The organism is Arthrobacter sp. KUASC02 (genome assembly GCF_059739395.1).
In genome coordinates this window covers 1252236-1275509 of sequence record NZ_AP046053.1, presented here as the reverse complement: position 1 = coordinate 1275509, position 23274 = coordinate 1252236, and the positions used below count along the sequence as shown (strand labels likewise).

Here is a 23274-nt window from a genome sequence, read left to right as displayed (position 1 = left end):
CCCTTTGCGGACTACGATCAGAAGTATCGCGGAGCACATCTTCGCAGTTCCCGGCTTTAGGACGACTCAAGGACGAGACATGACATCGAAGTCCGCCAACACGCGTGAACCGGTTGACCAGCCAGCTGACCTCGGCGGCGGACTGGCCGGCCGGCTTAGTGAGCTTGCCCGCGAGCTGCAACAGGAGCAGGACACCGAAGCGATCCTGGCCATCATCGTCCACGCCGCCCGGGAACTGATCCCGCACGTCACCGAGGCCTCCGTCAGCCTGGTGATCGGCCGCCGCGAGATCCAGTCCCGGGCCGCGTCGGGTGAACTTCCCCTCAGGGTGGACGCGCTGCAAAGCGAAAGTGGCCAGGGTCCCTGCCTCGACGCCGCGTATGACCAGCGGGTGGTCCGGGTGCCCGACCTGAGCAAGGACATGCGGTGGCCGGACTTTGCCCAAGCGGCCTATGACATCGGCGCCCGCAGCATGCTCTCCATCCAGCTCTTCGTGGAGGGGGACAAACTGGGTGCCCTGAACCTCTACGGCGATGAGGTGAACGTCTTCGACGAGGAATCGGAACAGATCGCCCTCCTCGTGGCCGCCCATGCCGCCATCGCGTTCTCCGATGCCAAGGAAATCGAGCAGCTGACCCAGGCACTGGACACCAGGGACCTGATAGGCCAGGCAAAAGGGATCCTGATGGAAAGGTTCAAGATCACTCCCCAGCAGGCCTTCCTGGTCCTGACCAAGGCGAGCTCCGAATCGAACATCAAGCTCAGGGACGTCGCAGACCACCTCACCAGCAGCGGGGAAATCCTCACCCGCCGGAGGTGAGCGAAGGAGGCACGATATGAACATCGCCGTTGCCGGGGGAACCGGAACTGTGGGCCGCCATGTGGTCAGCATTGCCAGGGCCCGGGGGCACCAGGTGGTGAGCCTGAGCCGCGCCAACGGCGTGGACCTGGTCACCGGCCGCGGCCTGGACGAGGCACTCCGCGGCGTGGAGACGGTCATCGACGTGTCCGGCCCCCGGGCGGTGTCCACCAAGAAGGCCGTGGACTACTTCACCAACAGCACGCAGAATCTGCTGGCTGCCGAGAAGAAGGCCGGCGCGCGGCACCATGTTGCCCTCTCGATTGTGGGCATCGACAGGGCGACGTCGGGGCTGTACGCGGGAAAGCTGGTGCAGGAGGACACCGTCCGGCACGGGGATGTGCCGTGGACCCTGTTGCGGTCCACGCAGTTCCACGAGTTTGTGCCGTTGACCGTCAGCGTGGCTTCACTGGGCCCGCTGGTGCTCGTTCCGCAGATGCGGACCCAGCCCGTGGCGGCGCGTGAAGTGGCCGAGGCACTGGTGGATGCCGCGGAAGCCGGGCCACAGGGCCGGGTGGCGGACCTGGGCGGTCCGCGCCATGAGGAACTCGCCGCCCTGGTCCGCGCCTACCTGAAGAGGACCGGCAGGCGGAAGCGGGCGGTGAAGATCTTTGTCCCCGGCTCCATGGGCAAAGCCATGCGCAACGGCGACCTGATCCCGAAGCCGGGCGCCGCCGTCGGACGCCAGACGTTCCGGGAGTGGCTGGACACCCAACCGTCCGCCCCCGAGTAGCAGACGCGGCCCACGCCGTGAAACCTACACGTACCCGTCCACAATCGCGGCAGCGATCTCCTTGTACGCGCGCCGGGTTTCCGGCTTCAGCACGTCCAGGGTGACCAGGTCGCCGTCGGCCACTCCGCGGTCGTGCGGTACGGCGATCAACTGCCGGCAGATGCCGGCGAGGTGTTCCTCGATGGCGTCCTTGTCCACGCGGGAGGAGACCTCGTCCTTGTCCGTGATCACCACGATCGCGTTGCGGGCCAGGTCCTCGTAGCCGTGGCTGGCGAGCCACTGCAGGGTGCTGCGGGCACGCTTGGCGCCGCTCACCGCGTAACCGGCGGCGATCACCAGGTTGTCCGCGGACTGCAGGATCCCGCTCATGGCGTTGTGCGTCACTCCGGTGCCGCAGTCGGTCAGTGCCACGGAGTAGTAGCCGGAAATGAGCTTGCGGATCCGGAGGTATTCCGCGGCCGTGAGCGAGTCGGACACTTCCGGGTCCTGCTCCCCCGCGATCAGGTGCAGGCGGCCGGCGTGGTGCATGTAGCGGGCCAGCGCGGTGAGGGAGTCCACGGAGTCGATGTTCTTGAGCAGGTCCGTGATGGTGCGCGGGCTGGACTGCTGGTAGATGCCTTCGCCCAGTGCGCGCTCCACGAGGTCGCCCGAGTCCGGGTTGGCGTCGATGGCGCAGGGCGCGTCGCCGCGGAATTCGGCGAGGGTCAGGCCCACGCCCACGGTGGTGGAGGTCTTGCCGATGCCGCCCTTGAGGCTGAGCACCGCCGTGTTGTAGCTGCCCTGCAGCTGGCGCGAGATGCGCCGGCCCAGTTCGTCCTCTTCACGCTGGCGGGGGCCAGGGCCCAGGTTGATGGCCCCGCCGGTCAGGGCGAACAGGGCGCCGCGGAAGCCGCCTTTGGGGCGCGGTTTCTGTTCGCGGACAAAGGAGCCGGGTGAGGTGATGAAGTCGGAGACGGGTGCGTCCGCCGCCGCCAGTTTGGCAGCCTGGCGGGTAGTGTCCGACGGCGGTGTGCTGGGTTCCGCGGGCACGGCACCCCTGCGTGAGGTGGCGGGCGGAGTGGCCGGCTGTGCCGCGGTCGGCTGTGCAGCGGGCCGGGCGGGAGTCGCCGGAACCGGGGACGGCACTGGGTCCTGGACCCCGGACTGAACCGCGGCCGGGGCACCAACTTCGGAGCCGGCCTCGGCTTCCGCCTGGGCTTCGGTTTCTGCCTGCGCGTCCGCGACGGCTGCCGCTTCGGCCCAGGAACTCCGCCGGGTGGGTGCGGTGCGGCTGTTGTTCGGTGTGGCAGCGGCGGGCATGGTTCCTGTCCGGGCATCCGGAGAGGCACCAGCCGGGCGACGGAGGTCGCGGCGGCGGCGCGTCTGGGGCTGCCCTGCATTTTTTGCAGTGGCGCGTGCGTTCTTATCGGCCGATTCGGGCATGTTCGTCCCCCCAGGACATTCGGCAAAGCGTGCAACGGCTCTTTACGTCTTCGGTCAAGGAGCAATTCTAGGCGCAATAGGCCAAAAGTCCCCCATATGCAGCCACCGCAGGCTGGCGCCTCTAACGCACAGAGTCGTCGAGCAGCCGCCGGAACTGGGCTTCGGTGTTGAGGGTGAGCTTCTCGCCGTCGAGGAAGAAGGTGGGCGTGCCGGTGACGCCCAAGGCCTTCCCGTCGGCCACATCTTGGCGGATCCGCTCCTTGGTTACGTCGGCAGCTACGGCGGAGTCGTATTGGTCCATGTCAAGTCCGAGTTGCTGGGCGTAGGTGCGGAACAGGGCGGCCTGGGAGTCCTGTTTTTCGCCCCATTGCGGCTGGGTCTCGAAGAGTTTGGAACCCATTTGTTCGTACTTGCCCTGCTGGGCGGCGGCTTCCACTGCTAGGGCTGCATTGACGGAGTTCAGGTGCCCGGGCAGGGGAAAGTAGCGGTGGATAAACGTGATCCGGTCCCCGTATTCCTTCTTCAGTTCCTCCACGAGCGGCTCAGCGGCGCGGCAGGATTCACATTCGAAGTCCAGGAACTCCACCAGCTGTGCCTTTTCTGAAGCCGGGTTCGTGACTCGGTGGCTGTCTTCCCTGACAAGCTGCGCGTCGGCGGCGGCCAAAGGGGCGGCGGGTGCGGGTTTATTGGCGGTGAGCACGGCATACCAGATCACGCCGGCGCCGAGAAGAACCGCGAGGAGGGCCCAGATTGCGATGCGGACCTTTCTCGCGACATCCACCGCGCTCATCGTTCGGCCGGCTTCGTGCCCAGGGTCACGTCCACCGGCGCGGGCTTGGCGTCCGGTCCGCACCCGGCGCAGCAGTCATCGACTACTTCTGCACCGCCGTCGCCGGTGTGCGGGATGGCGCAGCAGGCTTCACCCCGCCAGGCGTTGATGCCTTCCCGAACGGCAATACCGGCGATGACCAAGGCGGCCCCGGCATCGGCCCACCACCAGCCCAGCGTGCTGTTCAGGACCAGGCCGACTAGGAGGACGGCGGAAAGGTAGGTGCAGAGCAGCGTCTGTTTGGAATCGGCCACGGCTGTCCTGGAGCCGAGTTCCCGCCCGGCACGGCGCTGCGCCCAGGACAGGGCGGGCATGACCGCCAGGCTCAGGGCCGCGATCACAATCCCGGGAGTGGAATGTTGAGCTTCTCCCCCTCCGGTGAGGGAGCGGACGGCGTCCACCGTGACGAACGCGGCGAGGGCGAAAAAGGAGATGGCGATGATCCGCAGGGTCAGGTGCTCCCGCCGTTCCGGGTCCTTGGCGGAAAACTGCCAGGACAACGCCAAGGCGGACGTCACCTCAATGACCGAGTCCAGTCCGAAGCCGATCAGAGCTGAGGAGTCCGCGACACCGCCGGCCCACAGCGCCACCACTGCTTCGATGAGGTTGTAGGTGATGGTGGCGGCCGCGAAGAGCCGGATCCTCATGCTCAACACGGCACGGCGCTCCAGGCTGGGTGCGTGCGCCGGCGCCGTCATGCGAAGCACTCCCCGTCCGGGGCGCAGCAGGCCGGATCCACGGAGAGGACGACGCCGAGCAGGTCCTTGATGGCGTGGCCCAGCCGGGCGTCGGCCAGTTCGTACCGGCTCCGCCGGCCGTCCGGGAGGGCGACCACCAGGCCGCAGCCGCGCAGGCACGTGAGGTGGTTTGACATGCTCTGCCGGGAGACCCCGAGGGAGTCCGCCAGGTCGGAGGGATAGGACGGTGCGTCGGAGAGAGCCAGGAGGATCCGGGCGCGGGTAGGGTCGGAGACCGCATAGCCGAACCGGGCCAGCACGGGTGCCGGGGTGAGCGTTTCCATGTCACCAAAGTACAGCCCCCGATGTATTCATGCAATTGTTTACTACCACAGTTGCCCGGACGGGGTGCGCGCTTAAGATTGAGGCATGGCCATCTCTCCCGAGCACGAACGTGTCCTGGAACTTCAGGACCTCATCATCGGCACTGATAATGTCGCCGAGTTCCTGGGGCGCCTGTCCGTTATGGCCGCCTCAGCGCTGAGCCGTGAAACGTCCCGCAAGGTCGAATGCGGTGTCACCCTGAAGCGGCGGCGCCGGACCTTCACCGTGGCCGGGAGCAGTCCCAAGGCGGTCCTCCTGGATGAGATCGAGCAGCGCATCGGGGACGGCCCGTGCATCGAGGCGCTCCGGATAAAAGCACCGGTGCTGCTCGCCAACATGGACACGGACCCGCGCTGGCCCACGTACCAGGAGGCGCTCCGGGCGGAGGGGTGCCGGGCCACCCTGGGCGTTCCGCTGGAACTCGGCGACGATGCCGCAGCGGCGCTGAACTTCTTCGCGTTCGAATCAGGTGTCTTCACCCCTGCCGTCATCCAGGAGGCCACAGACTTTGCGGACCTCGCCGGAGGCGCCGTCCGGCTGGCGGTCCGCCTGGGCACCGCGCAGTCGTTGGTGGACGATCTCGCCGCCGCCCTGGAGAGCCGCACGTCCATCGATCTGGCGTGCGGTGTGATCATGGGCCAGAACCGTTGCAGCCAGGCTGAGGCGATGGCCATCCTCACCAAGGTGTCCAGCCACCGCAACCAGAAACTTCGCGTGGTGGCCGAGGAGATGCTCGCCAATCTAACCGGCGGCGACGTCAAGACGCACTTCGATCCCTAACGGATAACGCACCGCAGCATTAACGTACGGCATTAACGCACGACGTCGGCCCGGCAGCTGATTGCCGGCCGCCCGGCACGAGCGGGGCCGGCGCGGGCGGGGCCCGCCCGTGCTGAGAGAGTCAGCGAGCCAGCGCGGCTCCGCCGGTCAACCTTTCGGCGAGGCCGGAGAGCAGGATGCTGATTCCTTCATCCAGCTCCGCCTCGCCGTCGTACTCCGCCAGTACGGGGGCCAGTTCGCGCAGGTGGGGAAAGTCCCTGGCCGGGAGCCGGTGAAGGCCCAGCCTCAGCAGTGCCACGTTTTCTTCCGGGTCCACGATGAATTCCTGAAGTTCGTTCAGGATGTGGCCGTAGAGGAAGCCGTAGTAGGCGCGGTAAACGTGGAGGGCATCATTGGGCTCAAAGCCGGCCTCGACCAGCAAACCCAGGATCTGCTCGAGGGGCCGGAGCGTCCCCAGCGGACGGAGCCCCAGCGGCGTGGACAGCGGACGCGTCACCAGCAGCGGCACCACGTTGGGATGCCGCAGGGCCAGGAGCCGGAGGTCGTGGGCGATCCTGCGCAGCTGCGCCTGCCAGTCGGGGTCCGTCGGGAAGATGGCCAGCTCGTTGAGGACCAGTTCCGTGATCCCGTCCAGCAGGTCCGCGCGGTTGGCCGCGTAGCGGTAGAGGCCCATGGGGTCCCGGTCCAGGGCCTGACCCAGCCGGCGCATGCTCAGCGCCTCAAGCCCTTCGGAGTCCACCAATTGGAGCGCGGTTTGAAGGACCACCTCGCGGTTCAGCCGTCTTCTGGAATCTGCGTCCTGCGGGGCTGGCATGGCGGGGGTCCTTACGTCGGGGATGGCCGTTGGAGCGGGCGCATCCGGCTGTTCACTCTTGCTTAACCCGTAGTCTACGCCTAGAGTCTACGGTGTAGAGGCATCCGGCCGGATCATTTTGAAAACGTCCGGATGTTCCTCATCACTGCCGCTATTTCAGGGCGTGGACCGCCTCAGGCCTTGTGCAGGTATCTGAGGTTCAGCTGCTGTAGCCGAATGGCGGCACTTGACGCACAGTACGGAAAGAGCCAATCATGGGCGTTTCAAAAATCGACCGTTTTCTCAGCGAAGCCACCACACCGGACCAGGAGGGCGACGCATCGCTCAGGAAAGACCAGCTCTACGGGCTCTACACCAGCTGGTGCATGCTCAATCAGTTCGCCCCGGCAACCGCCGGGGAATTCTGGTCTGAGATGAAGAGCCGCAGGATCAGGTCTTCGGACAGCCGCCTGCGTATGACCGGAGCCGCTGCCGCGGATTACATCCTGGCCACCCGACCGGTTCTGGTCTAACGGGCCCAAGCACAGTAGACGCACGACGACGAGAGGCCGGTTCGCGGTCAGCCTTGGGGGCTGACCCGGGAACCGGCCTTTTTCGCGTCTTCCGGGGCATTGCTCACCGGGCCAGGGCCTTCATGCCCTGCTTTGAAAGCGACGAACGCTGCCCGCAGTTGGAGCAGGTGATGCGGTACGCGCGGGACATGGTGAAAATCGGGATGAAGAAGACGGTGAACTTCGATGCCCGCTCCTCGAGGTGCTGCTCCACGTATTGGCCGCAGTAACGGCACAGTGAATGCCGCCCGGGCAGGGCCCGCAGGACGGTCTTGAGGCCGAAAAGCAGAAGCATGGCTTCCTTTCTGGGTTTTCTCGACCCGGGGGTGGCGAAACACCCGAATTGCCAGGGTGTTTACTGTCCAATAGTAATCATGCTTAGTATTGGGTAGAGGTTTTAGACGCAGACCCACCACCGTGCCCCCAGCCGCGGTCTCCCGGAAGGCAGGCAACACGCACATGGCTTTGGCTCAGAACAGACCGGCAGGATGGTCCACCCACCGCCTTTTGTCGACGGCGGCCCGCCTGGACGAGCGAAGGATCAACCGTCGGCTCGTTGGCCTGGGCCTCACCAAGTCGTCTTTCGACGCGCTGGACTGCGTGGAGGAGCTGGGCCCTGCCACCCAGAACTGCCTGGCCGATGAGCTTGGCATCACGGCCCAGAGCCTGGGCAAGATCCTGGACCGGCTGAAGGACCTGGGGCTCCTGACCAAGGAGCGCGCCGCGGGCGACGGCAGGATCAGGAGCGTCCGGCTGACCAACCGGGGCCGGTCCGTGCTGCGGACTGCCGAGGAGCTGGTGCGCGGACTCCCCCGGCCCGAGCTTGAGGCGGAGCTGGACCTGCGCCGGCATCTGGAACAGCACATCGCGCACCTCACCGAGGCCCAGCACGCGCCGTCCCGCGCCGAAGCCTAACCTGACGCGCAAGAAGTCTGATGCGACAACTGAGCCTGACGTGGAAAGAGCCGGCCGTGAGTGCGTGAACTGCACCCGCGGCCGGCTCTTTCGAAACGCTAGCTAGTTCCGAACTTGGCGTTGTACCGGAACATGAACGCTGCCATCGCGTCCCGGTTCACTGCCTGGACCGGAGCGTAGCTCCTGGACCCGTCCCCGTCCGTCCAGCCGGTGGTGATGCCGGTGGATGCCAACCAGGTGATCTCCTTGTAGAACTGGTTGTTCGTGGCCACGTCCGTGAACGGGGACACCGCAGGAGGCGTGAAGGCCGGCTTGCCTGCCAGGCGGTACATGAACGCAGCCATGGCGTCCCGGTTCACTGCCTGGACGGGGCCGTACGTCCTCGTTCCGTCGGGTTCGGTCCAGCCGGTGGTGATGCCGGTGGATGCCAACCAGGTGATCTCCTTGTAGAACTGGTTGCCCGTTGACACGTCCTTGAACGGGGTCACCGCCGGCGGTGTGAAGGCCGGCTTGCCGCGGAAGCGGTACATGAAGGCGGCCATGGCATCCCTGTTCACGGGCAGCACTGGACCGAAGGTCTTGGTGCCGTCCCCGGCAGTCCAGCCGGTACTGATACCGCTGGACGCCAGCCAGGTGATCTCCTTGTAGAACTGGTTGCCCGTTGACACGTCCGCAAAGGACGGGGCGGGAGCAACCGGGGCGTCCGGCGTGGTCGCCGAGGCCAGGCTGGTTCCCGCGCCCTTGCCGTCACCGTAGATCCGCACCTGGATGGTGCTCTTGGCGGCAAGCCCGGTCAGCGCGACGTCGGACTTCTGTCCGGCTGCCACCGTCACCTTCGGGCGGGTCAGGTCCCCGTTGACGATCACGTGGTAGTCAACGGAAACGGTCGACGCCGCGTTGTTCAGTGAGACTGCTGCCTCCGCCGGCTTGGCCGGATCCAGCGTGATAGTTGCCTTCGGATCAGTCACCGGCGTCACGGGGGCGTCCGGTGTGGTTGCCGAGGCCAGGCTGGTTCCCGTGCCCTTGCCGTCACCGTAGATACGCACCTGGACGGTGCTCTTGGCGGCAAGCCCGGTCAGCGCGACGTCGGACTTCTGTCCGGCTGCCACCGTCACCTTCGGGCGCGTCAGGTCCCCGTTGACGATCACGTGATAGTCAACCGAAACGGTCGACGCCGTGTTGTTCAGTGAGACTGCTGCCTCCGCCGGCTTGGCCGGATCCAGCGTGATAGTTGCCTTCGGATCGGTCACCGGCGCCGGCGTGGCCGGCGCATAGGTCAATTCACCCGCCGGCTTGTCAGTTCCAACCGTCGCACTCACCTGAAGTGCTGCGGTTTCCGTGGTGACGCTGCCGGAGTACAGCTTGCCCAAATCGGCCCTGGTAACGGGCGGAGTGACAACCAGCAGGTACTTGCCGGTGGTCAGGCCGGTCACGGTGAACTTGCCCTGGGCATCGGTGAACGCCAGTCGGGTGACCAGCGAACCGTCCGCCGTGTAAGCCTGGACCATCGCGTTAGGCAGGGTTGCCTTCAGCTTGTCCGTAACGGTGCCGCTGATGCTGCCTCCCTTGACCAGGCTTCCGTCCTTACCTGTGATGGTCTGCCCTGCGGTGACTGCGACGGTGCTTGCCGCACCCACACCGGCGGACTCGGCCTTGTTCTGGAAGAACTGGGCCTCGGCCAGGGAGAAGCCACTGGACCGGTTGAAGGCCACCTTGTAGCTTCCTGCCGCCAGGCCGGTGACGCTATAGGCACCGCTACTGTCGGCGTAGCCTTCCTTGACCGGGGCGCCGGTGCCGTCAAGGACGGTCACCGGGTTCTGCTCCCCGGCAGAAAGACCGGCCACCTTGCCGCTGATTGTGGCGCCCTTGACCAGCGTGGCGTTGATGCCGGTCAGATCCTGGGCCGCGGTCAGCGTCAGCGCGTTGGCGGTACTCGCCGTCGCTGCGTTGTTGTACCACTGGTCCACGGCACCGCTGCTGTTGCCTGCGAACCTCACTTTGTAGGATCCCGCAGGGAGCCCGATGAGGCGGTAGCTGCCATCGGCGGCCACCCAGGAATTTGCCATGTAGATGGATTTACCGTCTGCACTGTCGGCGTTGACGCTGACGTTGTTCAGGTTGATCCCTGCAGGCGTAGTGATCTTGCCGCTGATCGTGGCGCCCTTGGCCAGCGAAGCGGTGATGCCGGTGACGTCCTGGCCTGCCGTGACGGCCACGGGATTGGCCGAGTCCGGCGTTGCCGCGTTGTTGTACCACTGGGTCAGGGCACCGCTGCTGTTGCCGGTGAACTGGAGTTTGTAGGATCCGGCGGCGAGGCCCACCAGCTTGAATGAGCCGTCGGCCCCTACCCAGGTGTTCGCCACGGGAGTGAGGACTGACCCGGAGGTGTAGGCCACCACGCCTGTACTCGAGGCGCTGATGCCGGCGGGCGTCGTGATTTTTCCGCTGATTGTGGCACCCTTCGCCAGGGTGGCGTTGATATCTGCGACGTCCTGGCCTGCTGTTACAGCAACGGCTTTGGCTGTTGCGAAAGTCGCCGCGTTGTCGTACCACTGGCCAAGCGCTCCGCTGTTATAGCCGGAGAACTGAATCTTGTAGGACCCTGCCGGCAACCCGAGGAGGCGGTAGGTTCCGTCCGCGGCCACAGGGGATGATGCCACGTATTCGTTCTCAGAGGCAGCGTTGTTGGCCGTGACACTAAGCTGGGCGGCATCAACTCCGGCCGGCAGGGTGATCTTTCCGCGGATGGATGCACCCTTCACCAGCGTGGCGTTGATATTGCCCACATCCTGACCCGTGGTGACAGACACGGCCGACGCGGTCTCCATCGAGGCGGCGTTGTTGTACCACTGGGACAAGGCGCCGCTGGTGCCCCCGGAGAACTGCAGTTTGTAAGACCCTGCAGGCAACGCGGTCAGTTTGTACTTGCCGTCGGCTCCGACCTGGGAGTTCCCGATGTAGCTTGCAATATTGTCGCCTGTGTAGGCCGTGACGAAGACTCCGGTCAGTGTCACTCCGGCCGGGGCGCTGACGGTTCCGCTGATGGTGGCACCCTTCGCCAGGGTGGCGTTGATGCCGGTTACGTCCTGTTCAGCTGCCACGTCAACGGCGTTCGCGGCTGCGAAGGTCGTTGCGTTGTTGTACCACTGGGACAAAGCGCCGGTGCTTCCGCCGGAGAACTGGACTTTGTAGGACCCTGCCTTCAGGCCGGCCACTTTGTAGCTGCCGTCGGACGCAACCTGCGCACCTGTGCCCCCCATTTGGGAATCCGCGTTGTAGACACCGACGTAGGTGCGGCTGGCATCCATCCCTGCGGGCACGGTGATCTTGCCGCTGATGGACGCGCCCTTCACCAGGGTGGCGTCAATGCCGGTGAGGTCCTGGCCCGCCGTTACGGTCACAGGGGTGGCGGCACCAAGCGAGTCGGCATTGTTGTACCACTGAGGCAGCGCACCGCTGTTGTAGCCGCCGAACTCCACTTTGTAGGACCCGGCGGGCAGGCCGACAACCCTGTATGTTCCATCGGCAGCCACACCCGAGTATGAGCCGAAGAAGCTGCTCTGGGGATCTGCCGATGTCACGCTGATCTGCACGGACGCCAGATCTACGCCGGCGGAGGCGGTCACCTTACCGCTGATGGTTGCACCCTTGACCAGGGTGGCGTTGATCCCCGTCAGGTCCTGCCCGGCTGTGACATTGATGGCGTTCGCGGTACTAAAGGATGCCGCATTGTTGTACCACTGCGCGAGCGCCCCGCTCTGGTAGCCGTCGAATTTCAGCTTGTAGGAACCTGCGGCCAACCCCGCCAGCAGGTAAGTTCCGTCCTCGGCCACCTGGACGCTGCCAGAGTCGTTGTACTGTTCATCCGCCGTGTACGCGGATACGCGCATGTTAGCCATGTTCGTCCCGGCAGGCGCGGTCACTTTCCCGCTAATGCTGGAGCCCTTGACCAGGGTTGCATTGACACCGGTGAGGTCCTGGCCCTTTGCCAGGACCAGGGTTTCCGCTGCGGCGAACGTCCCGGCGTTGTTGTACCACTGGCTAATCGCCCCGCTGTTGTAGCCGGAGAACTTGAGCTTGTAGGAACCCGCGGCCAGTCCGGCGAGCCGGTACGTGCCGTCTGCGGCCACTGACCTGTACCAGGTCGGGCCGTACTCTGTATCGGCAGCGGTCGCCGAGACCTGCATGTTGGTCATGTCCACGCCGGCAGGCACGGTGATCTTTCCGCTAACGCTGGCGCCCTTGACTAGCGTGACGTTAATGCCGGTCAGGTTCTGACCGTCTGCCACGGTCACTGCCGTGGCGGTTTCCTGGGTCGCAGCGTTGTTGTACCACTGCGTTTCGGCCCCGCTGTTGTCTCCGGAAAATGCGAGTTTGTAAGATCCCGCTGCCAGACCCTCCAACCGGTAGCTGCCGTCGGAGGCTACGTAGGCCCAACCCCACCCAGAGGATTGCGGATCCGTCGGTTGCGCGTTGACATACATGGACGTCAGGTCCACCCCGGCAGGCGCGGTCACGGTGCCGCTGATGGTGGCCGTGTTGGTGTCCACGGCAAGTGCCGGGACGTTGCCGATGAGCAATGTTGCAGCCAGAACGGCTGCAATAGTGGCGGTAATCCGCCTGAAAATGTGCGTGCGCGAGCGCATTAAGATGATTCCCCCAATAAATCATGCGACGAACACTGCCCCCGCAAGTGAACCCTGTTAGTCACAGGTGATCGCACTATATAGCCACGTAATCAATTTTCCATTCGATTTATCCTCAAGAAGGTAACAAATGTGATTGACCTAGAACATTTCCTTTCCACGCGTCGAAAAGGCAATCCTGAAGGCGCAATAATGATGAGCGTTGCCCGTCTTTGACTTGGAGATTAGTGAAGAATAGTGTCGGCGCGCGGACGTTCACATGGGCGCCGGCGCTTTCCATATGTGTCATTGTGGGTTCCTTGCTCGCATTCCTGCCCGGCGGCCTGTTCCGATTTGCCTGGGCCAAGGTGGTGGTTGTGCTCATTGCCTTGGGTGCAGGGCTGCTGGCCGGACGGTCCAACCGGGAGGCTGCGGGCGGACGACTGCCGCGGTCCACCCTAGTTCTCCTAGGCGCGGGCTCGGTTGTTCTGTTGATAGCCGCGTTGCTCTCCCCCAGCCCCGCCGCGGCACTCCTTGGCCGCTGGCCGCGCTACGAAGGCGCGGTGGTCCTCGCGGCCTACGCCGCCACGCTGGTCCTCGGCGCGAAAGTCCTGGGCGGCGCGGACAGCACCTCTAGGTGGCAGGTCCTTCACCGTGCCCTGGCTGTGGTGTCACTTCCCCTGGCCGTGATCTGCGTCCTGGAGTCAGCGGGTTTGCGGCCCTTGGGCGGCGCGGCTGATCTGAGACCGGGCGCAACGCTGGGAAACGCGTCCGATCAGGGCCTGGTGGGCGTGATGATCGCAGGCGCCCTGGCCCTTCCGTCGCTGCAGCCGGGCAAGTCATCCTGGCTGTTGCGGACAGGATGCGCCGCGGGAATACTGATCGCGGTCCTCTCCGGATCGCGCGCGGCGCTGCTTGGTCTGGTTGCAGTGGCCATCGTCTGCGCCCTTGGCGTCTTCCCCGCCAGCCGCACCAGCAAGCAGAGCACCACGAAGAGCCCATTCTGGAAGGGAACGGCCGCCGTGGGAGGCTCGCTCGCAGGGCTGGCGCTCCTCGTGTTCCTGATTCCCGGTGCACGGGACCGTCTCTTCTACGGCGACACAGTGACCGGCCGGTGGCTTCTGTGGCAACAAACGCTGGAAATGGCGTGGGAAAAACCATGGTTCGGCGTGGGCCCAAGCGGCTTCGTCGATGCTTTTCCGGGCTTTCAGACCCAGCAATGGGCGGTGCAGACCGGCGGTGACTTTCCACCGGATTCGCCGCACTCCTGGTTGCTCCAGGCACTTCTCGCCGGAGGACTTCCGCTGCTGCTCCTAGCCCTGTTCCTCGCTGTGTCCACCCTCCGGACGGCCGTCGTCCGGATCCGCTCCGCCGACGGGACCCTCCGGAACACCCTCATCGGTGCGCTGGCCGCCGTCGTGGGTTACGGCGTCGGGCTCCTGACAGGATTCACGTCTCCCGGCACCACGCCGCTGGCTGCCTTCCTCTGCGGAGGCCTCCTGGCGTCAACGCTCGTCGCACCAGCGCCCCGGCCCGAGACGCGCAAGCCGGAAAAATCGAAACTCCGCAGATGGCCCCAGACTCCCGCCGCACGAACAACAGCCACAGCGTCTGGAGCCCTCGCCCTCGTCGGGGGCATGATATTTGCCGTACCGGCTGCTGCCGCAGAGTGGCCGATGGCGGCCGGCGTGAGCGCCGCCGGGAACGGGAACATTGCCGAGGCACAGCGCCAGTTCCAGGCGGCACAGGCGCTGCGGCCATGGGACAGCGACACCGCCCTGCTGGCCGCGCAGGCTTTTGCCGGGCCGGCCGCCGAGGGCGACCCCGAAGCTGCCGCGCGCGCCGTGGAGTGGGCCAAAGTCTCGCTGGCAAGAACACCGGACTCCGTGGAAGCCGGGCTGGCGCTGGCCATCGGCCATCTCAACAGCGGGGACATTCCGGAGGCCAAGCTGCAACTGGACGGCCTCATCAGCCGCGCTCCCTATACCTCCGGGCTGTACGTCCAGCGCGGCATCGCGTGGTTCGGGCTGGGCCAGCCGGAGCAGAGCATTGCGGATCTGCGGACGGCCGCCGGGCAGTCACCGTCGTCGCCCGTTCCGTGGCAGGTGCTGGCCCGGGTGTACCAACGCGTTGGCCAGGACGGCAATGCCGCCCAGGCGCAGCAGGAAGCTGACCGGCTCGCAGCTCCCTAAAAACCTGTTAAAGAAGTGACAGAAGGTACAGAAATAAAGTTGAGTTAATCTTGAGCCTTCCTTAGCTGCTACTTGATTCTGCTCCCCCAGACTTTTTCTATCGGAGCCGGACAGGCCTCGAAGGTCTGCGGATACGCCGCACAAGTTCAAGGGGAACTTCAAATGAGCCAAGTAGCTGGACGCAAGAAGCGCATCATCATCACCACCGCTGCCCTGGTGGCCATCGGCGGCGGCGCGGCCTTCGCCTACTGGACCGCGGTGGGCACCGGAACCGGCCAGGCCTCCACCGGCGAGACCGTAGCTTTCAAGGTCCTCAGCACCCCCGCCACCGGCGGCGCCCTGACGCCCGGCGGACCCACCCAGACCGCCAACTTCACGGTCAAGAACGAAAACACCGGTACACAGAACCTGGCCAACGTCACCGCCAAGGTCGCCAACTCGGACGGTTCCGCCTGGGTTGCCGTGCCGGGTTGCTCCGCGGCCGACTTTGCCGTCGGCACCCCGGACATCATCAAGGGCCAGATCGCGGCCGGAACAACGGTCACCGGCACGGTCACCATCCAGATGGTCAACAGGGATGCCAACCAGAACGCATGCCAGAACGTCACGGTGCCGCTGTACTTCGAAGCAAGCTGAAGAGGTAGTGCCTTTACGCTCCTCCTAAATACCGCCACGTTCATCCCCCAATGGTGAACGTGGCCCCACCCCCTGAGCCAATGTCGAGAAGGTGCGAATGTCCGGCAGGCGCAACACCAGCTCCCCCGAAAGCCCCCGCGGCTTTCGGCGGGGGCTGGTGCTGTTTCAGCGCCTGCTGGGCCGCGGCGCAGCGGCCGGAATCGCCATGGTTCTGGTTGCCCTGATGGGCGCCACGGCAGCTTCCGCTTACTGGACGGCAGCCGGAACGGGAAGTACGACGGCGGCCGTCGCCACCCTGGCGCCGCCCACCAATGTGACGGTCCCGGCGAACAGCACCTCAAGCGTTCCGGTCGCATGGACCGCATCGGCCGGACCCACCGCACCTGCCGGCTATTACGTCACCCGCATTACCGGTGCGACGTCGATGCCCGCCTGCGGGAGCAGCCCGGCCGTCCTTGTCACCGGCACCAGTTGCACGGATTCCTCTGCTCCCGAAGGAACCCACTCATACGTGGTCACGGCGATCCACCGTTCCTGGACCGCCGCGAGCTCGGCCAGCGGAAATGTCCTGGTGTGGAGCATGCAGAGCGCATCGTTCACGGTTCAGCCGGCGAATGTTGCGGCCGGGCAAACCCTGCCCTCCGTCAAGGTGGCCGTCCGCACCGTTGACCTTCTGCCCGTGATGTCGGCCCGCGTCACCCTAGCCATCGGCAACAACCCCGGCGGCGGCACATTGTCCGGCACAGTCACCGCGGACACAGATATGACGGGCGTGGCAACGTTCAGCGGCCTGTCCATCAACAAGGCCGGCTCCGGCTACACGCTTACGGCGTCGAGCCCCGGAGTTGCCGGTGCCGTCAGCGCCCCGTTCACCATCACGGCAGCGGCCGCCACCCGGCTGGTTGTCGCGGGCCCTGCCTCGGGCACCGCGTCGGCAACGGCAACGGTGGGCCCCTTCACCGTGCAGCGCCAGGACTCGTTCGGGAACCCCGTAACCGCCGGCAGCACCGAGATCACCCTCGCGTCGAACTCCGCAGGCACCAAGGTCTTCGCCGCAACCGCCGGCGGAGCACCCCTCACGAAGGTGACCATCCCGGCAGGGTCCGCGTCGGCGTCGTTCTTCTATGGCGACACGAAGGCCGGATCACCCGTCCTGACCGCAGCGGCAACAGGCCTGGGACAGGCCACGGCGCAGGTCAGTGTGACGGCGGCAGCTGCCGCCAAGCTGGTCTTCGGACAGCAGCCCACCAACACGGCGAAGGGGCAGAGGATTACGCCGGTGACGGTGCTGGTGGTGGACCAGTTCGACAACCCGCAGACCACAAGCACAGCCTCCGTGACCATGGACAAGACGGTGAAGCAGGGAAACCTGGGCGGGACCGTGGTGCAGAACGCGGTGGCCGGCGTGGCCACGTTCAGCGACCTGACCATCAACCCGGCCGGCGTACACACGCTGATCGCCACCAGCCCGGGCCTCGGGTCCGTGACCAGTGCGGAGTTCACCTCCGGCGGTTAGCACCGGAAGAGCGCCGCTGCCGCCACACCCGGGGCCCCAGAGGTGGGTGTTCGTGAGTGATACGTATGGGGCTATTGATACAAGTAGTGCCACGCGGGGAAGACGGGTAGCCAGCACTCGTGCAGCACCCCCGCGTCTGCTTCTACTGTGGATTCATCGCATCCGACCGAAGCGGGGCTGCCAACAGGCCCAGGTGGTACCGGTTCCGGCCAGGCGATAACCAAGGGCCCGCCCTTTGGGCGGTGAAGGGGCTGAGCACCCTGCCCGCCCAATGGCGGGCCCTTTACTGTCCTTGCGCTGTCCAGCCCAAGGTTAGACGCGGAACAGCGCTGCTGCCACTACGCCCGCGGTGATCACCAGGAGGATGCCGAGCAGCACGTAACCGCGCCATTTGGGGCCGGAGCGGTGGGGATTGATGTCTACGTAGGGCACTACTGGCGGACCTTTACGGGAACGGGCTTCGCTGCGGCGCCGCGCTTGAGGCGGAGCAGCAGGTATAAAGCGGTGAACGGAATGAACAGGGTTCCCATCAAGGCGCACAGCGCAAAGGCATAGTCAGTCAGGGCCACGGAATTACCTCCAGAATGCGTCGTTGCACTCGAGGCTGGCACGCTAGGTGAATACTCTTCGCGTCAACGGCCGGCAACGAACGGTGGGATCCCCCATGTCGGATCGCTCATCACCCTACGTGTGCCGCGCCCAATTTGTCCAACGCAGTATAGGCGCGCCACAAAACCTGTCAACCTAATGCCGGTTTTAGGCCGTGTGATTCCGGACTCAGCGCCCCAGCGCCATCCAAACCACGACGGCGGTGGCGGCGGCCAGCGCTGCCAGCCCCACGTTGGCCAGCACGCGGAAACGCCGCTTCCGCACTTCTCGCCGCCAGTCCCTGGACGTCAGACCACTCGTATATTTCCCCATGACGGCGATAGTACCGGCACAATGTTTCGGGAAGAACAAGTCACGAAGTTTAAGACGCCGGACTTAGTGGGAGAATCCGTTGGCGTCCCGCAGCGGCGGCGGGAAAGTGTTCCGGGTTTCCGGGGGCATGTTCTGCTGGTCCAGCCAGGATCGGACGGGGTACGGATCATCAGCGACGATGTTCCTCGCCACGAAGCGGCGGAACGCTTCCTTGATGGCTCTAATCATGCACTTACGCTACGGGGCAGGTAACTCCTCTAGACAGAGTGGTCTGTACTCGTCTTTTCGGGGTTTCACCACTCGCTAAAGGGTGAAACCGGTACTTGTTTTTCTGCGGATGCGGCAAAAGTGTTAGCGGGCATTTCATTCATTCAATAACTGCGAAAAACCCCGGCTTTTAAACATTTGCACCACACCTAGCGCCGCTTCCCGGCCGAGGAGCATACTTTTAACGCCGCCCCAATCGATGGATATTTTCCACCCGGACGGCCCAACACCGGCAGTGCCCATCGGGTCAGCCCGGCATCCTGGCGAAGGGGGGCATCCCGCCCCCGTGCTTCGCGTCCCTTGCCGAACAATGAAATCTCGGGTCTCAGAGGGTTGGAAGAAAAATGAGGAATCGCACCAGAACAGGACTGATGTCCATGGTGGCCGCGGCCGTGCTGGCCGTGGGGTTAGCACCCGCTACAGCCGTCGCGCATGACGGGTCCGGCCGCGGCGGCGACTCGGACAAGAGCGACGACTGGAAGAAGAATTCGCAGCAGCGCAAGCTGGTCAACACGCTGCGGGATGTCACTGACGATTACCGCTGGCTGCAGAACGCGATTGACGACGACTACGAGCTGGCCAGCCCATGCGTCGAAAAGGCAGATGGCAGCGGGGCCATGGGGTTCCACTACCTGAAGAAGGACCTGCTGGACGACAAGACCCAGGCGCGCAAGCCCGAGGTGCTCGTATACATGCCCAATGACCGTGGACGCATGAAGCTGGTGGCGGTGGAGTTCATGTCCACGGCAGCGGAGGCCCCGGAAATCGCCGGACTGGAGTTCGAGAAAGGACCGTTCCCGGGCACCTGGGCCCTGCACGCGTGGGTGTGGAAGGACAACCCGGACGGCATGTTCGCCGCATACAACCCCGACCACAAGTGCCCGAAGAAGTAGCAAACTCCTAACAATCACTCGCGAAGGGTGGCGGCGCCGCGGTCCTGCCGGGGCGGCGCCACCCTTCACAACGGTTGCGGGAGTCTTAGCCCTTCGCGCTGATCAGTGCCTTCTGCAGGAGGGGAACCAGCTTGGAGTTCCTGCCCCAGACGGGGTCGAAGATCTGGAGCTCCCAGCACTCGGCCAGTGATTTGGCCAGGGTCTCGTTGGTCCAGTCCGTGTAGGTCTCGTGGGCGTAAGAGGGCCCGCCGGAGCTGCCCAGCCAGGTGAACTCCCTGGCCCCGTCCAGGGTCACGCAGATCTGACCGTTGCCGGATTCGCCCGGCGGGAACACCAGCACCACCAGGTCCGTTTCCACCAGCACCGCCGAGATGACGGCTGCCGACTGTTCGGTGCACCGGCCGGTCACAAAAGCTCGTTGCCCGTGGCCGCTGGACATCTCCGCCCCCGGCTGTGAGTCGTCCGTGAGGAAGCCGAGCCGGTTGATCGCAGCCAAGGCCTCGCTCATGGGGCCGTTCTCGCCGGCGTACTGCGGCGCGGCATAACCGGGCACGTAGCTGAGGGAACCCTCAAGCCAGCGGGCGGTCAGTTCGCAAGCGCCTTCTAGCGTGGTGCAGTTGCGCCACGCGTCCTCGTCGGGGACACCTTCAAACATGCAACTATCTCCTTCAAGTTCCCCAGTAGTCACTAGCCGAATGTATCACTGCTCACACTCGTTGCGCTCTGTCACTTGTGTAACACGTTGGTGTATTCGGGAGTCGGCAAGGAAACGCAGGAGCCCCGCCACGGGTGTGACAGGGCTCCTGCTGTTATGACGCCGGTCCGCCTAGTGGAGGAGGCTGTTCAGGCGGAAGAGGAATGCCGCCATCGCGTCGCGGCTGATGGGCTGCAGCGGCCGGTAGGACCGCGCTCCCCCGGCCTCGGTCCAGCCGGTGGAGATTCCGTTCTCGGCCAGCCAGGACATCTCCTTGTAGAACTGCTGCCCGGTGGTCACATCGGCAAACGGTGACACTGCCGGCGGGGTGTATTGCGGCGATCCTGCCATCCGGTACAGGAACGCCGCCATCGCGTCGCGGCTGATGGGCTGCAGCGGTCTGTAGCTCCGGCTCCCGTTCGCTTCCGTCCACCCTGTGGAGATCCGCTGTTCGGCCAGCCACGCCATCTCCTTGTAGAACTGCTGGCCGGTCTGGACGTCGGCAAAGGGCGACACTGACGGCGGGGTGTACTCGGGTGACCCGGCCATCCGGTACAGGAAGGCCGCCATGGCGTCGCGGCTGATCGGCTGCAGAGCCCGGTAACTCCGGCTTCCGTCCGCTTCCGTCCAACCCGTGGAGATCTTCCGTTCAGCCAGCCAGGCCATTTCCTTGTAGAACTGCTGGCCCGTGGAAACATCCGCGAACGGCGAGGCGGCTGGCGGCTCATAGGCTGCCTCGGTGGTCTTGAACGTGGCCGTCCATTCTTTTGCTGCTCCCTCAGCAAGGACGTAGTCCACCTTGGCATGCGCGGTGACCGTGACCGTTCCGCTGCCCGCATGGGTCCCGGCTTCCACCACCTGGTCACCCACCAGATAGTCCACGCCGTCTGTCGCCGGAACCGTGTAGGTGTCCTCTGCGGTGCCGTCCCTGTCGGAGAACACGACGGCGGCAGGAGTCACCGTGTAGGGCGTCGCCTTGAACGTGGCGCTCCACTCGGCAGCCGCGCCTTCGGCCAGGACGTAGTCCGGTTTCGCGCGGGCGGTGACGGTGACCGTCCCGGCACCGGGGTAGTCCCCCGCGCCAGTGAGGATGCCGTCCACGAGGTACTCGACTCCCTCGGTGGTGGGGACCGTGTACTTATCTTCGGCAGTGCCGTCCTTGTCGGTGAAGACGACGACGGCGGGCGTCACCTGGTGCGGACCGGTTGCGAACGTCCCGGTCCACTCAGCGGCAGCTCCGTCGGCCAGGACATAGTCAGCCTTCGCGCGGGCCTTCACAATTACGGTCCCGGCACCGGCGTGGGTGCCGGCTTCGACGACGGTATCCCCCACGAGGTATTCGACGCCTTCTGTCGACGGAACCGTGTATGTGTCCTCCGCGGTGCCGTTGTTGTCCGTGAAGGTCACCGCTGCGGGGGTCACATTGTAGGGGGTTGCCTTGAAAGTGGCGGTCCACTCCGCTGTGGCGCCGTCGGCGAGGACGTAGTCCGTCTTCGCCCAGGCCTTTACGGTGACTGCGCCCATCCCCGGGTAGGTTCCTACGTCCATCGGCTTATCCCCGACCAGGTACTCGACGCCCTCCGTCGAGGGGACCGTGTACGTGTCCTCCGCGGTGCCGCCTTTATCCGTGAACGTCACCGCTGCGGGAGTCACCTTGTATGGGGTTGCCTTGAACGTGGCCGACCATTCCGCAGAAACACCGTCAGCCAAGACATAATCCGTCTTCGCCCGGGCCGTGACTGTGACCGTCCCGGATCCCGAGTGCGTTCCTGCTTCGACCACGGTGTCGCCCAGGAGGTATTCAACGCCCTCCGTCGCAGGAACCGTGTAGGTGTCCTCGGCGGTGCCGTCCCGGTCACTAAACTGAACGGCGACAGGAGTGACTTTCGGGATCACGGTCGAGGTCAGGGGCGGCAAAAAGGGGCTGCCCCCTTCCACACGAATACTGTTGTCCGCTGAGTCGCCGACCATAACAAGCGTGACCACATAGTCGCCGGCGGGCCAGGTCAACGAATCAATCACAGCAGTCTCCGAAGTACCCGAGTACAAACCGGGACCAGACGAATGCACTTCCGTCATGTTGGCCGCCTTGTATTTTCCCCCCGGCCCGTAAACCCAGAAACTCACGTACGCCAGTGGCCCCTGGTCCTTCACCGTCCAATTGAACCTGATGCGGTCACCCGGACCAACGGCTTCCGAAGAAACCACTGAAACAGAAAGCAACTCAGGAGCCGACACATCAGCGTTGGTCCCTGTGACGGTCGAGGTCAGGGGCGGCAAAAAGGGGCTGCCCCCTTCCACACGAATACTGTTGTCCGCTGAGTCGCCGACCATAACAAGCGTGACCACATAGTCGCCGGCGGGCCAGGTCAACGAATCAATCACAGCAGTTTCCGAAGTACCCGAGTACAAACCGGGACCAGACGAATGCACTTCCGTCATGTTGGCCGCCTTGTATTTTCCCCCCGGCCCGTAAACCCAGAAACTCACGTACGCCAGTGGCCCCTGGTCCTTCACCGTCCAATTGAACTTGATGCGGTCACCCGGACCAACGGCTTCCGAAGAAACCACTGAAACAGAAAGCAACTCAGGAGCCGACACATCAGCGTTGGTCCCTGTGACGGTCGAGGTCAGGGGCGGCAAAAAGGGGCTGCCCCCTTCCACACGAATACTGTTGTCCGCTGAGTCGCCGACCATAACAAGCGTGACCACATAGTCGCCGGCGGGCCAGGTCAACGAATCAATCACAGCAGTTTCCGAAGTACCCGAGTACAAACCGGGACCAGACGAATGCACTTCCGTCATGTTGGCCGCCTTGTATTTTCCCCCCGGCCCGTAAACCCAGAAACTCACGTACGCCAGTGGCCCCTGGTCCTTCACCGTCCAATTGAACTTGATGCGGTCACCCGGACCAACGGCTTCCGAAGAAACCACTGAAACAGAAAGCAACTCAGGAGCCGACACATCAGCTGATGCAGCAGCGGGACCCATGGCGAGCATTGGGAGGAATGACAACGCACAGGTAAGTAAAGAAAACAGCCGTTTCATGGTCCCCCAGCTTTAAAGAATAAGTCGTCGATAATGATATGGCTTACGAAGAGCCATCGATGACTACGCTGGGGTTTTAGGATTTCCCCTTACTAGTGCGCCTGCGTCCCCCGCAACCGTTTGATGAACCAGCGGGACTCCTGGCGCGTAGGGCGGCACTGGGATAAACCGTCTGGCGCCGCTGGGAGCGTCGCGAACGGACTGGAAGGCCTGGCGGACGGCCGTGGACATGGTGATGGACATGGTCTTCACGGACCGGTCGCTGCACGTGCCGCAGTCCGAAGATGCGCCGCACGACGTCGGCCCATTCCTCCGGGAAAGGGTCCTCGAAGAACGAGGGTCAGCCTGCTCCACGATGTCACCGGCGAAGAGCGTCCTGGAGGTTCACACAGCAGATCGCCGTCGGTGTGGCCGCAGCCCATGTAGAAGAGTGAAACGGTCTGGTCGCCACCCCTAAGACCCATCACCAAATTTGGGGCCCCAAGAGCCGAGGTCCTCAGGAGTCTCGCATTCTGCCA

Annotated in this window: 21 protein-coding genes; 9 read left to right on the top strand and 12 right to left on the bottom strand. The window is 64.7% G+C overall.

The features are described from left to right. The first annotated feature begins 79 nt into the window (after positions 1–79). Entirely contained in the window at positions 80–820 is a 741-nt protein-coding gene (locus AC6JAC_RS05870) for a GAF and ANTAR domain-containing protein (protein WP_028271550.1), read from the top strand. A 16-nt stretch (positions 821–836) separates the two neighbouring features. Further along, entirely contained in the window at positions 837–1592 is a 756-nt protein-coding gene (locus AC6JAC_RS05865) for an SDR family oxidoreductase (protein ID WP_497963870.1), read from the top strand. Between the two features lie 24 nt (positions 1593–1616). Here the strand turns inward: AC6JAC_RS05865 and AC6JAC_RS05860 are convergent, their stop codons facing one another. The 4 genes from AC6JAC_RS05860 to AC6JAC_RS05845 form a co-directional block, all read right to left on the bottom strand. Beyond that, entirely contained in the window at positions 1617–3014 is a 1398-nt protein-coding gene (locus AC6JAC_RS05860) for a MinD/ParA family ATP-binding protein (protein ID WP_497963868.1), read from the bottom strand. A 121-nt stretch (positions 3015–3135) separates the two neighbouring features. Beyond that, positions 3136–3804, bottom strand: coding sequence for a DsbA family protein (locus AC6JAC_RS05855; RefSeq protein WP_497963866.1), 669 nt, complete (start codon positions 3802–3804; stop codon positions 3136–3138). Further along, the gene (locus tag AC6JAC_RS05850) at positions 3801–4541 is read right to left on the bottom strand and encodes a cation diffusion facilitator family transporter (RefSeq protein ID WP_497963864.1); all 741 of its coding nucleotides are present in this window, start codon (positions 4539–4541) and stop codon (positions 3801–3803) included. Before AC6JAC_RS05850 ends, AC6JAC_RS05855 begins: the two co-directional genes overlap by 4 nt. Continuing rightward, positions 4538–4864, bottom strand: a complete 327-nt coding sequence (locus AC6JAC_RS05845; protein WP_497963862.1) for an ArsR/SmtB family transcription factor — start codon at positions 4862–4864, stop codon at positions 4538–4540. The genes AC6JAC_RS05850 and AC6JAC_RS05845 overlap by 4 nt, the downstream gene beginning before the upstream one ends. An 85-nt stretch (positions 4865–4949) precedes the next feature. On the opposite strand from AC6JAC_RS05845, the gene AC6JAC_RS05840 reads away from it, so the two are divergent. Further along, a complete protein-coding gene (locus tag AC6JAC_RS05840) occupies positions 4950–5684 on the top strand; it encodes a GAF and ANTAR domain-containing protein (RefSeq protein ID WP_497963860.1) in 735 nt (244 codons plus the stop codon). Between the two features lie 121 nt (positions 5685–5805). On the opposite strand, the gene AC6JAC_RS05835 is transcribed toward AC6JAC_RS05840, so the two are convergent. Further along, on the bottom strand, positions 5806–6498 hold the full coding sequence (locus AC6JAC_RS05835; RefSeq protein WP_497963858.1) for a TetR/AcrR family transcriptional regulator C-terminal domain-containing protein: 693 nt from the start codon (positions 6496–6498) through the stop codon (positions 5806–5808). A gap of 254 nt (positions 6499–6752) precedes the next feature. Between AC6JAC_RS05835 and AC6JAC_RS05830 the strand changes: the two genes are divergently transcribed. Further along, positions 6753–7010 carry a hypothetical protein gene (locus AC6JAC_RS05830; protein WP_028271545.1) on the top strand — a complete coding sequence of 86 codons (258 nt, stop codon included), beginning with the start codon at positions 6753–6755 and terminating at the stop codon, positions 7008–7010. A gap of 103 nt (positions 7011–7113) precedes the next feature. On the opposite strand, the gene AC6JAC_RS05825 is transcribed toward AC6JAC_RS05830, so the two are convergent. Further along, entirely contained in the window at positions 7114–7344 is a 231-nt protein-coding gene (locus AC6JAC_RS05825; protein ID WP_028271543.1) for a zinc-ribbon domain-containing protein, read from the bottom strand. Positions 7345–7508: 164 nt separating this feature from the next. Here AC6JAC_RS05825 and AC6JAC_RS05820 point away from each other — a divergent pair, with 164 nt between their 5' ends. Continuing rightward, a complete protein-coding gene (locus tag AC6JAC_RS05820) occupies positions 7509–7964 on the top strand; it encodes a MarR family winged helix-turn-helix transcriptional regulator (protein WP_497963855.1) in 456 nt (151 codons plus the stop codon). Between the two features lie 98 nt (positions 7965–8062). On the opposite strand, the gene AC6JAC_RS05815 is transcribed toward AC6JAC_RS05820, so the two are convergent. After that, complete coding sequence (locus tag AC6JAC_RS05815; RefSeq protein WP_497963853.1) at positions 8063–12610, bottom strand: carboxypeptidase regulatory-like domain-containing protein; 4548 nt, start codon at positions 12608–12610, stop codon at positions 8063–8065. 290 nt (positions 12611–12900) lie between these two features. Between AC6JAC_RS05815 and AC6JAC_RS05810 the strand changes: the two genes are divergently transcribed. From AC6JAC_RS05810 to AC6JAC_RS05800, 3 genes are all read left to right on the top strand, one after another. Further along, the gene (locus AC6JAC_RS05810; protein WP_497963851.1) at positions 12901–14781 is read left to right on the top strand and encodes an O-antigen ligase family protein; all 1881 of its coding nucleotides are present in this window, start codon (positions 12901–12903) and stop codon (positions 14779–14781) included. A gap of 162 nt (positions 14782–14943) precedes the next feature. Next, entirely contained in the window at positions 14944–15417 is a 474-nt protein-coding gene (locus tag AC6JAC_RS05805) for a hypothetical protein (RefSeq protein WP_497963849.1), read from the top strand. 97 nt (positions 15418–15514) lie between these two features. Continuing rightward, positions 15515–16933: a hypothetical protein gene (locus tag AC6JAC_RS05800; protein WP_497963847.1), complete on the top strand. Its 1419-nt coding sequence runs from the start codon at positions 15515–15517 to the stop codon at positions 16931–16933. A 431-nt stretch (positions 16934–17364) separates the two neighbouring features. Here the strand turns inward: AC6JAC_RS05800 and AC6JAC_RS05795 are convergent, their stop codons facing one another. The 3 genes from AC6JAC_RS05795 to AC6JAC_RS05785 form a co-directional block, all read right to left on the bottom strand. Then, positions 17365–17502, bottom strand: coding sequence for a hypothetical protein (locus AC6JAC_RS05795; protein ID WP_156037136.1), 138 nt, complete (start codon positions 17500–17502; stop codon positions 17365–17367). 208 nt (positions 17503–17710) lie between these two features. Continuing rightward, on the bottom strand, positions 17711–17854 hold the full coding sequence (locus AC6JAC_RS05790) for a hypothetical protein (protein WP_156037135.1): 144 nt from the start codon (positions 17852–17854) through the stop codon (positions 17711–17713). Positions 17855–17917: 63 nt separating this feature from the next. After that, positions 17918–18082 carry a hypothetical protein gene (locus AC6JAC_RS05785; protein WP_497963845.1) on the bottom strand — a complete coding sequence of 55 codons (165 nt, stop codon included), beginning with the start codon at positions 18080–18082 and terminating at the stop codon, positions 17918–17920. 383 nt (positions 18083–18465) lie between these two features. Here AC6JAC_RS05785 and AC6JAC_RS05780 point away from each other — a divergent pair, with 383 nt between their 5' ends. Further along, positions 18466–19014 carry a hypothetical protein gene (locus AC6JAC_RS05780; protein WP_497963843.1) on the top strand — a complete coding sequence of 183 codons (549 nt, stop codon included), beginning with the start codon at positions 18466–18468 and terminating at the stop codon, positions 19012–19014. Between the two features lie 85 nt (positions 19015–19099). On the opposite strand, the gene AC6JAC_RS05775 is transcribed toward AC6JAC_RS05780, so the two are convergent. Both AC6JAC_RS05775 and AC6JAC_RS05770 read right to left on the bottom strand, forming a co-directional pair. Then, positions 19100–19669, bottom strand: coding sequence for a DUF6919 domain-containing protein (locus AC6JAC_RS05775; RefSeq protein ID WP_028271538.1), 570 nt, complete (start codon positions 19667–19669; stop codon positions 19100–19102). Positions 19670–19840: 171 nt separating this feature from the next. Continuing rightward, entirely contained in the window at positions 19841–21730 is a 1890-nt protein-coding gene (locus AC6JAC_RS05770; RefSeq protein WP_497963841.1) for an S-layer homology domain-containing protein, read from the bottom strand. Positions 21731–23274 lie beyond the last annotated feature (1544 nt).

Coding starts and splice junctions, on each gene's coding strand:
- AC6JAC_RS05870 (WP_028271550.1), top strand. CDS start 80: ATGACATCGAAGTCCGCCAACACGCGTGAACCGGTTGACCAGCCAGCT.
- AC6JAC_RS05865 (WP_497963870.1), top strand. CDS start 837: ATGAACATCGCCGTTGCCGGGGGAACCGGAACTGTGGGCCGCCATGTG.
- AC6JAC_RS05860 (WP_497963868.1), bottom strand. CDS start 3,014: ATGCCCGAATCGGCCGATAAGAACGCACGCGCCACTGCAAAAAATGCA.
- AC6JAC_RS05855 (WP_497963866.1), bottom strand. CDS start 3,804: ATGAGCGCGGTGGATGTCGCGAGAAAGGTCCGCATCGCAATCTGGGCC.
- AC6JAC_RS05850 (WP_497963864.1), bottom strand. CDS start 4,541: ATGACGGCGCCGGCGCACGCACCCAGCCTGGAGCGCCGTGCCGTGTTG.
- AC6JAC_RS05845 (WP_497963862.1), bottom strand. CDS start 4,864: ATGGAAACGCTCACCCCGGCACCCGTGCTGGCCCGGTTCGGCTATGCG.
- AC6JAC_RS05840 (WP_497963860.1), top strand. CDS start 4,950: ATGGCCATCTCTCCCGAGCACGAACGTGTCCTGGAACTTCAGGACCTC.
- AC6JAC_RS05835 (WP_497963858.1), bottom strand. CDS start 6,498: ATGCCAGCCCCGCAGGACGCAGATTCCAGAAGACGGCTGAACCGCGAG.
- AC6JAC_RS05830 (WP_028271545.1), top strand. CDS start 6,753: ATGGGCGTTTCAAAAATCGACCGTTTTCTCAGCGAAGCCACCACACCG.
- AC6JAC_RS05825 (WP_028271543.1), bottom strand. CDS start 7,344: ATGCTTCTGCTTTTCGGCCTCAAGACCGTCCTGCGGGCCCTGCCCGGG.
- AC6JAC_RS05820 (WP_497963855.1), top strand. CDS start 7,509: ATGGCTTTGGCTCAGAACAGACCGGCAGGATGGTCCACCCACCGCCTT.
- AC6JAC_RS05815 (WP_497963853.1), bottom strand. CDS start 12,610: ATGCGCTCGCGCACGCACATTTTCAGGCGGATTACCGCCACTATTGCA.
- AC6JAC_RS05805 (WP_497963849.1), top strand. CDS start 14,944: ATGAGCCAAGTAGCTGGACGCAAGAAGCGCATCATCATCACCACCGCT.
- AC6JAC_RS05800 (WP_497963847.1), top strand. CDS start 15,515: ATGTCCGGCAGGCGCAACACCAGCTCCCCCGAAAGCCCCCGCGGCTTT.
- AC6JAC_RS05790 (WP_156037135.1), bottom strand. CDS start 17,854: ATGGGGAAATATACGAGTGGTCTGACGTCCAGGGACTGGCGGCGAGAA.
- AC6JAC_RS05785 (WP_497963845.1), bottom strand. CDS start 18,082: ATGATTAGAGCCATCAAGGAAGCGTTCCGCCGCTTCGTGGCGAGGAAC.
- AC6JAC_RS05780 (WP_497963843.1), top strand. CDS start 18,466: ATGAGGAATCGCACCAGAACAGGACTGATGTCCATGGTGGCCGCGGCC.
- AC6JAC_RS05775 (WP_028271538.1), bottom strand. CDS start 19,669: ATGTTTGAAGGTGTCCCCGACGAGGACGCGTGGCGCAACTGCACCACG.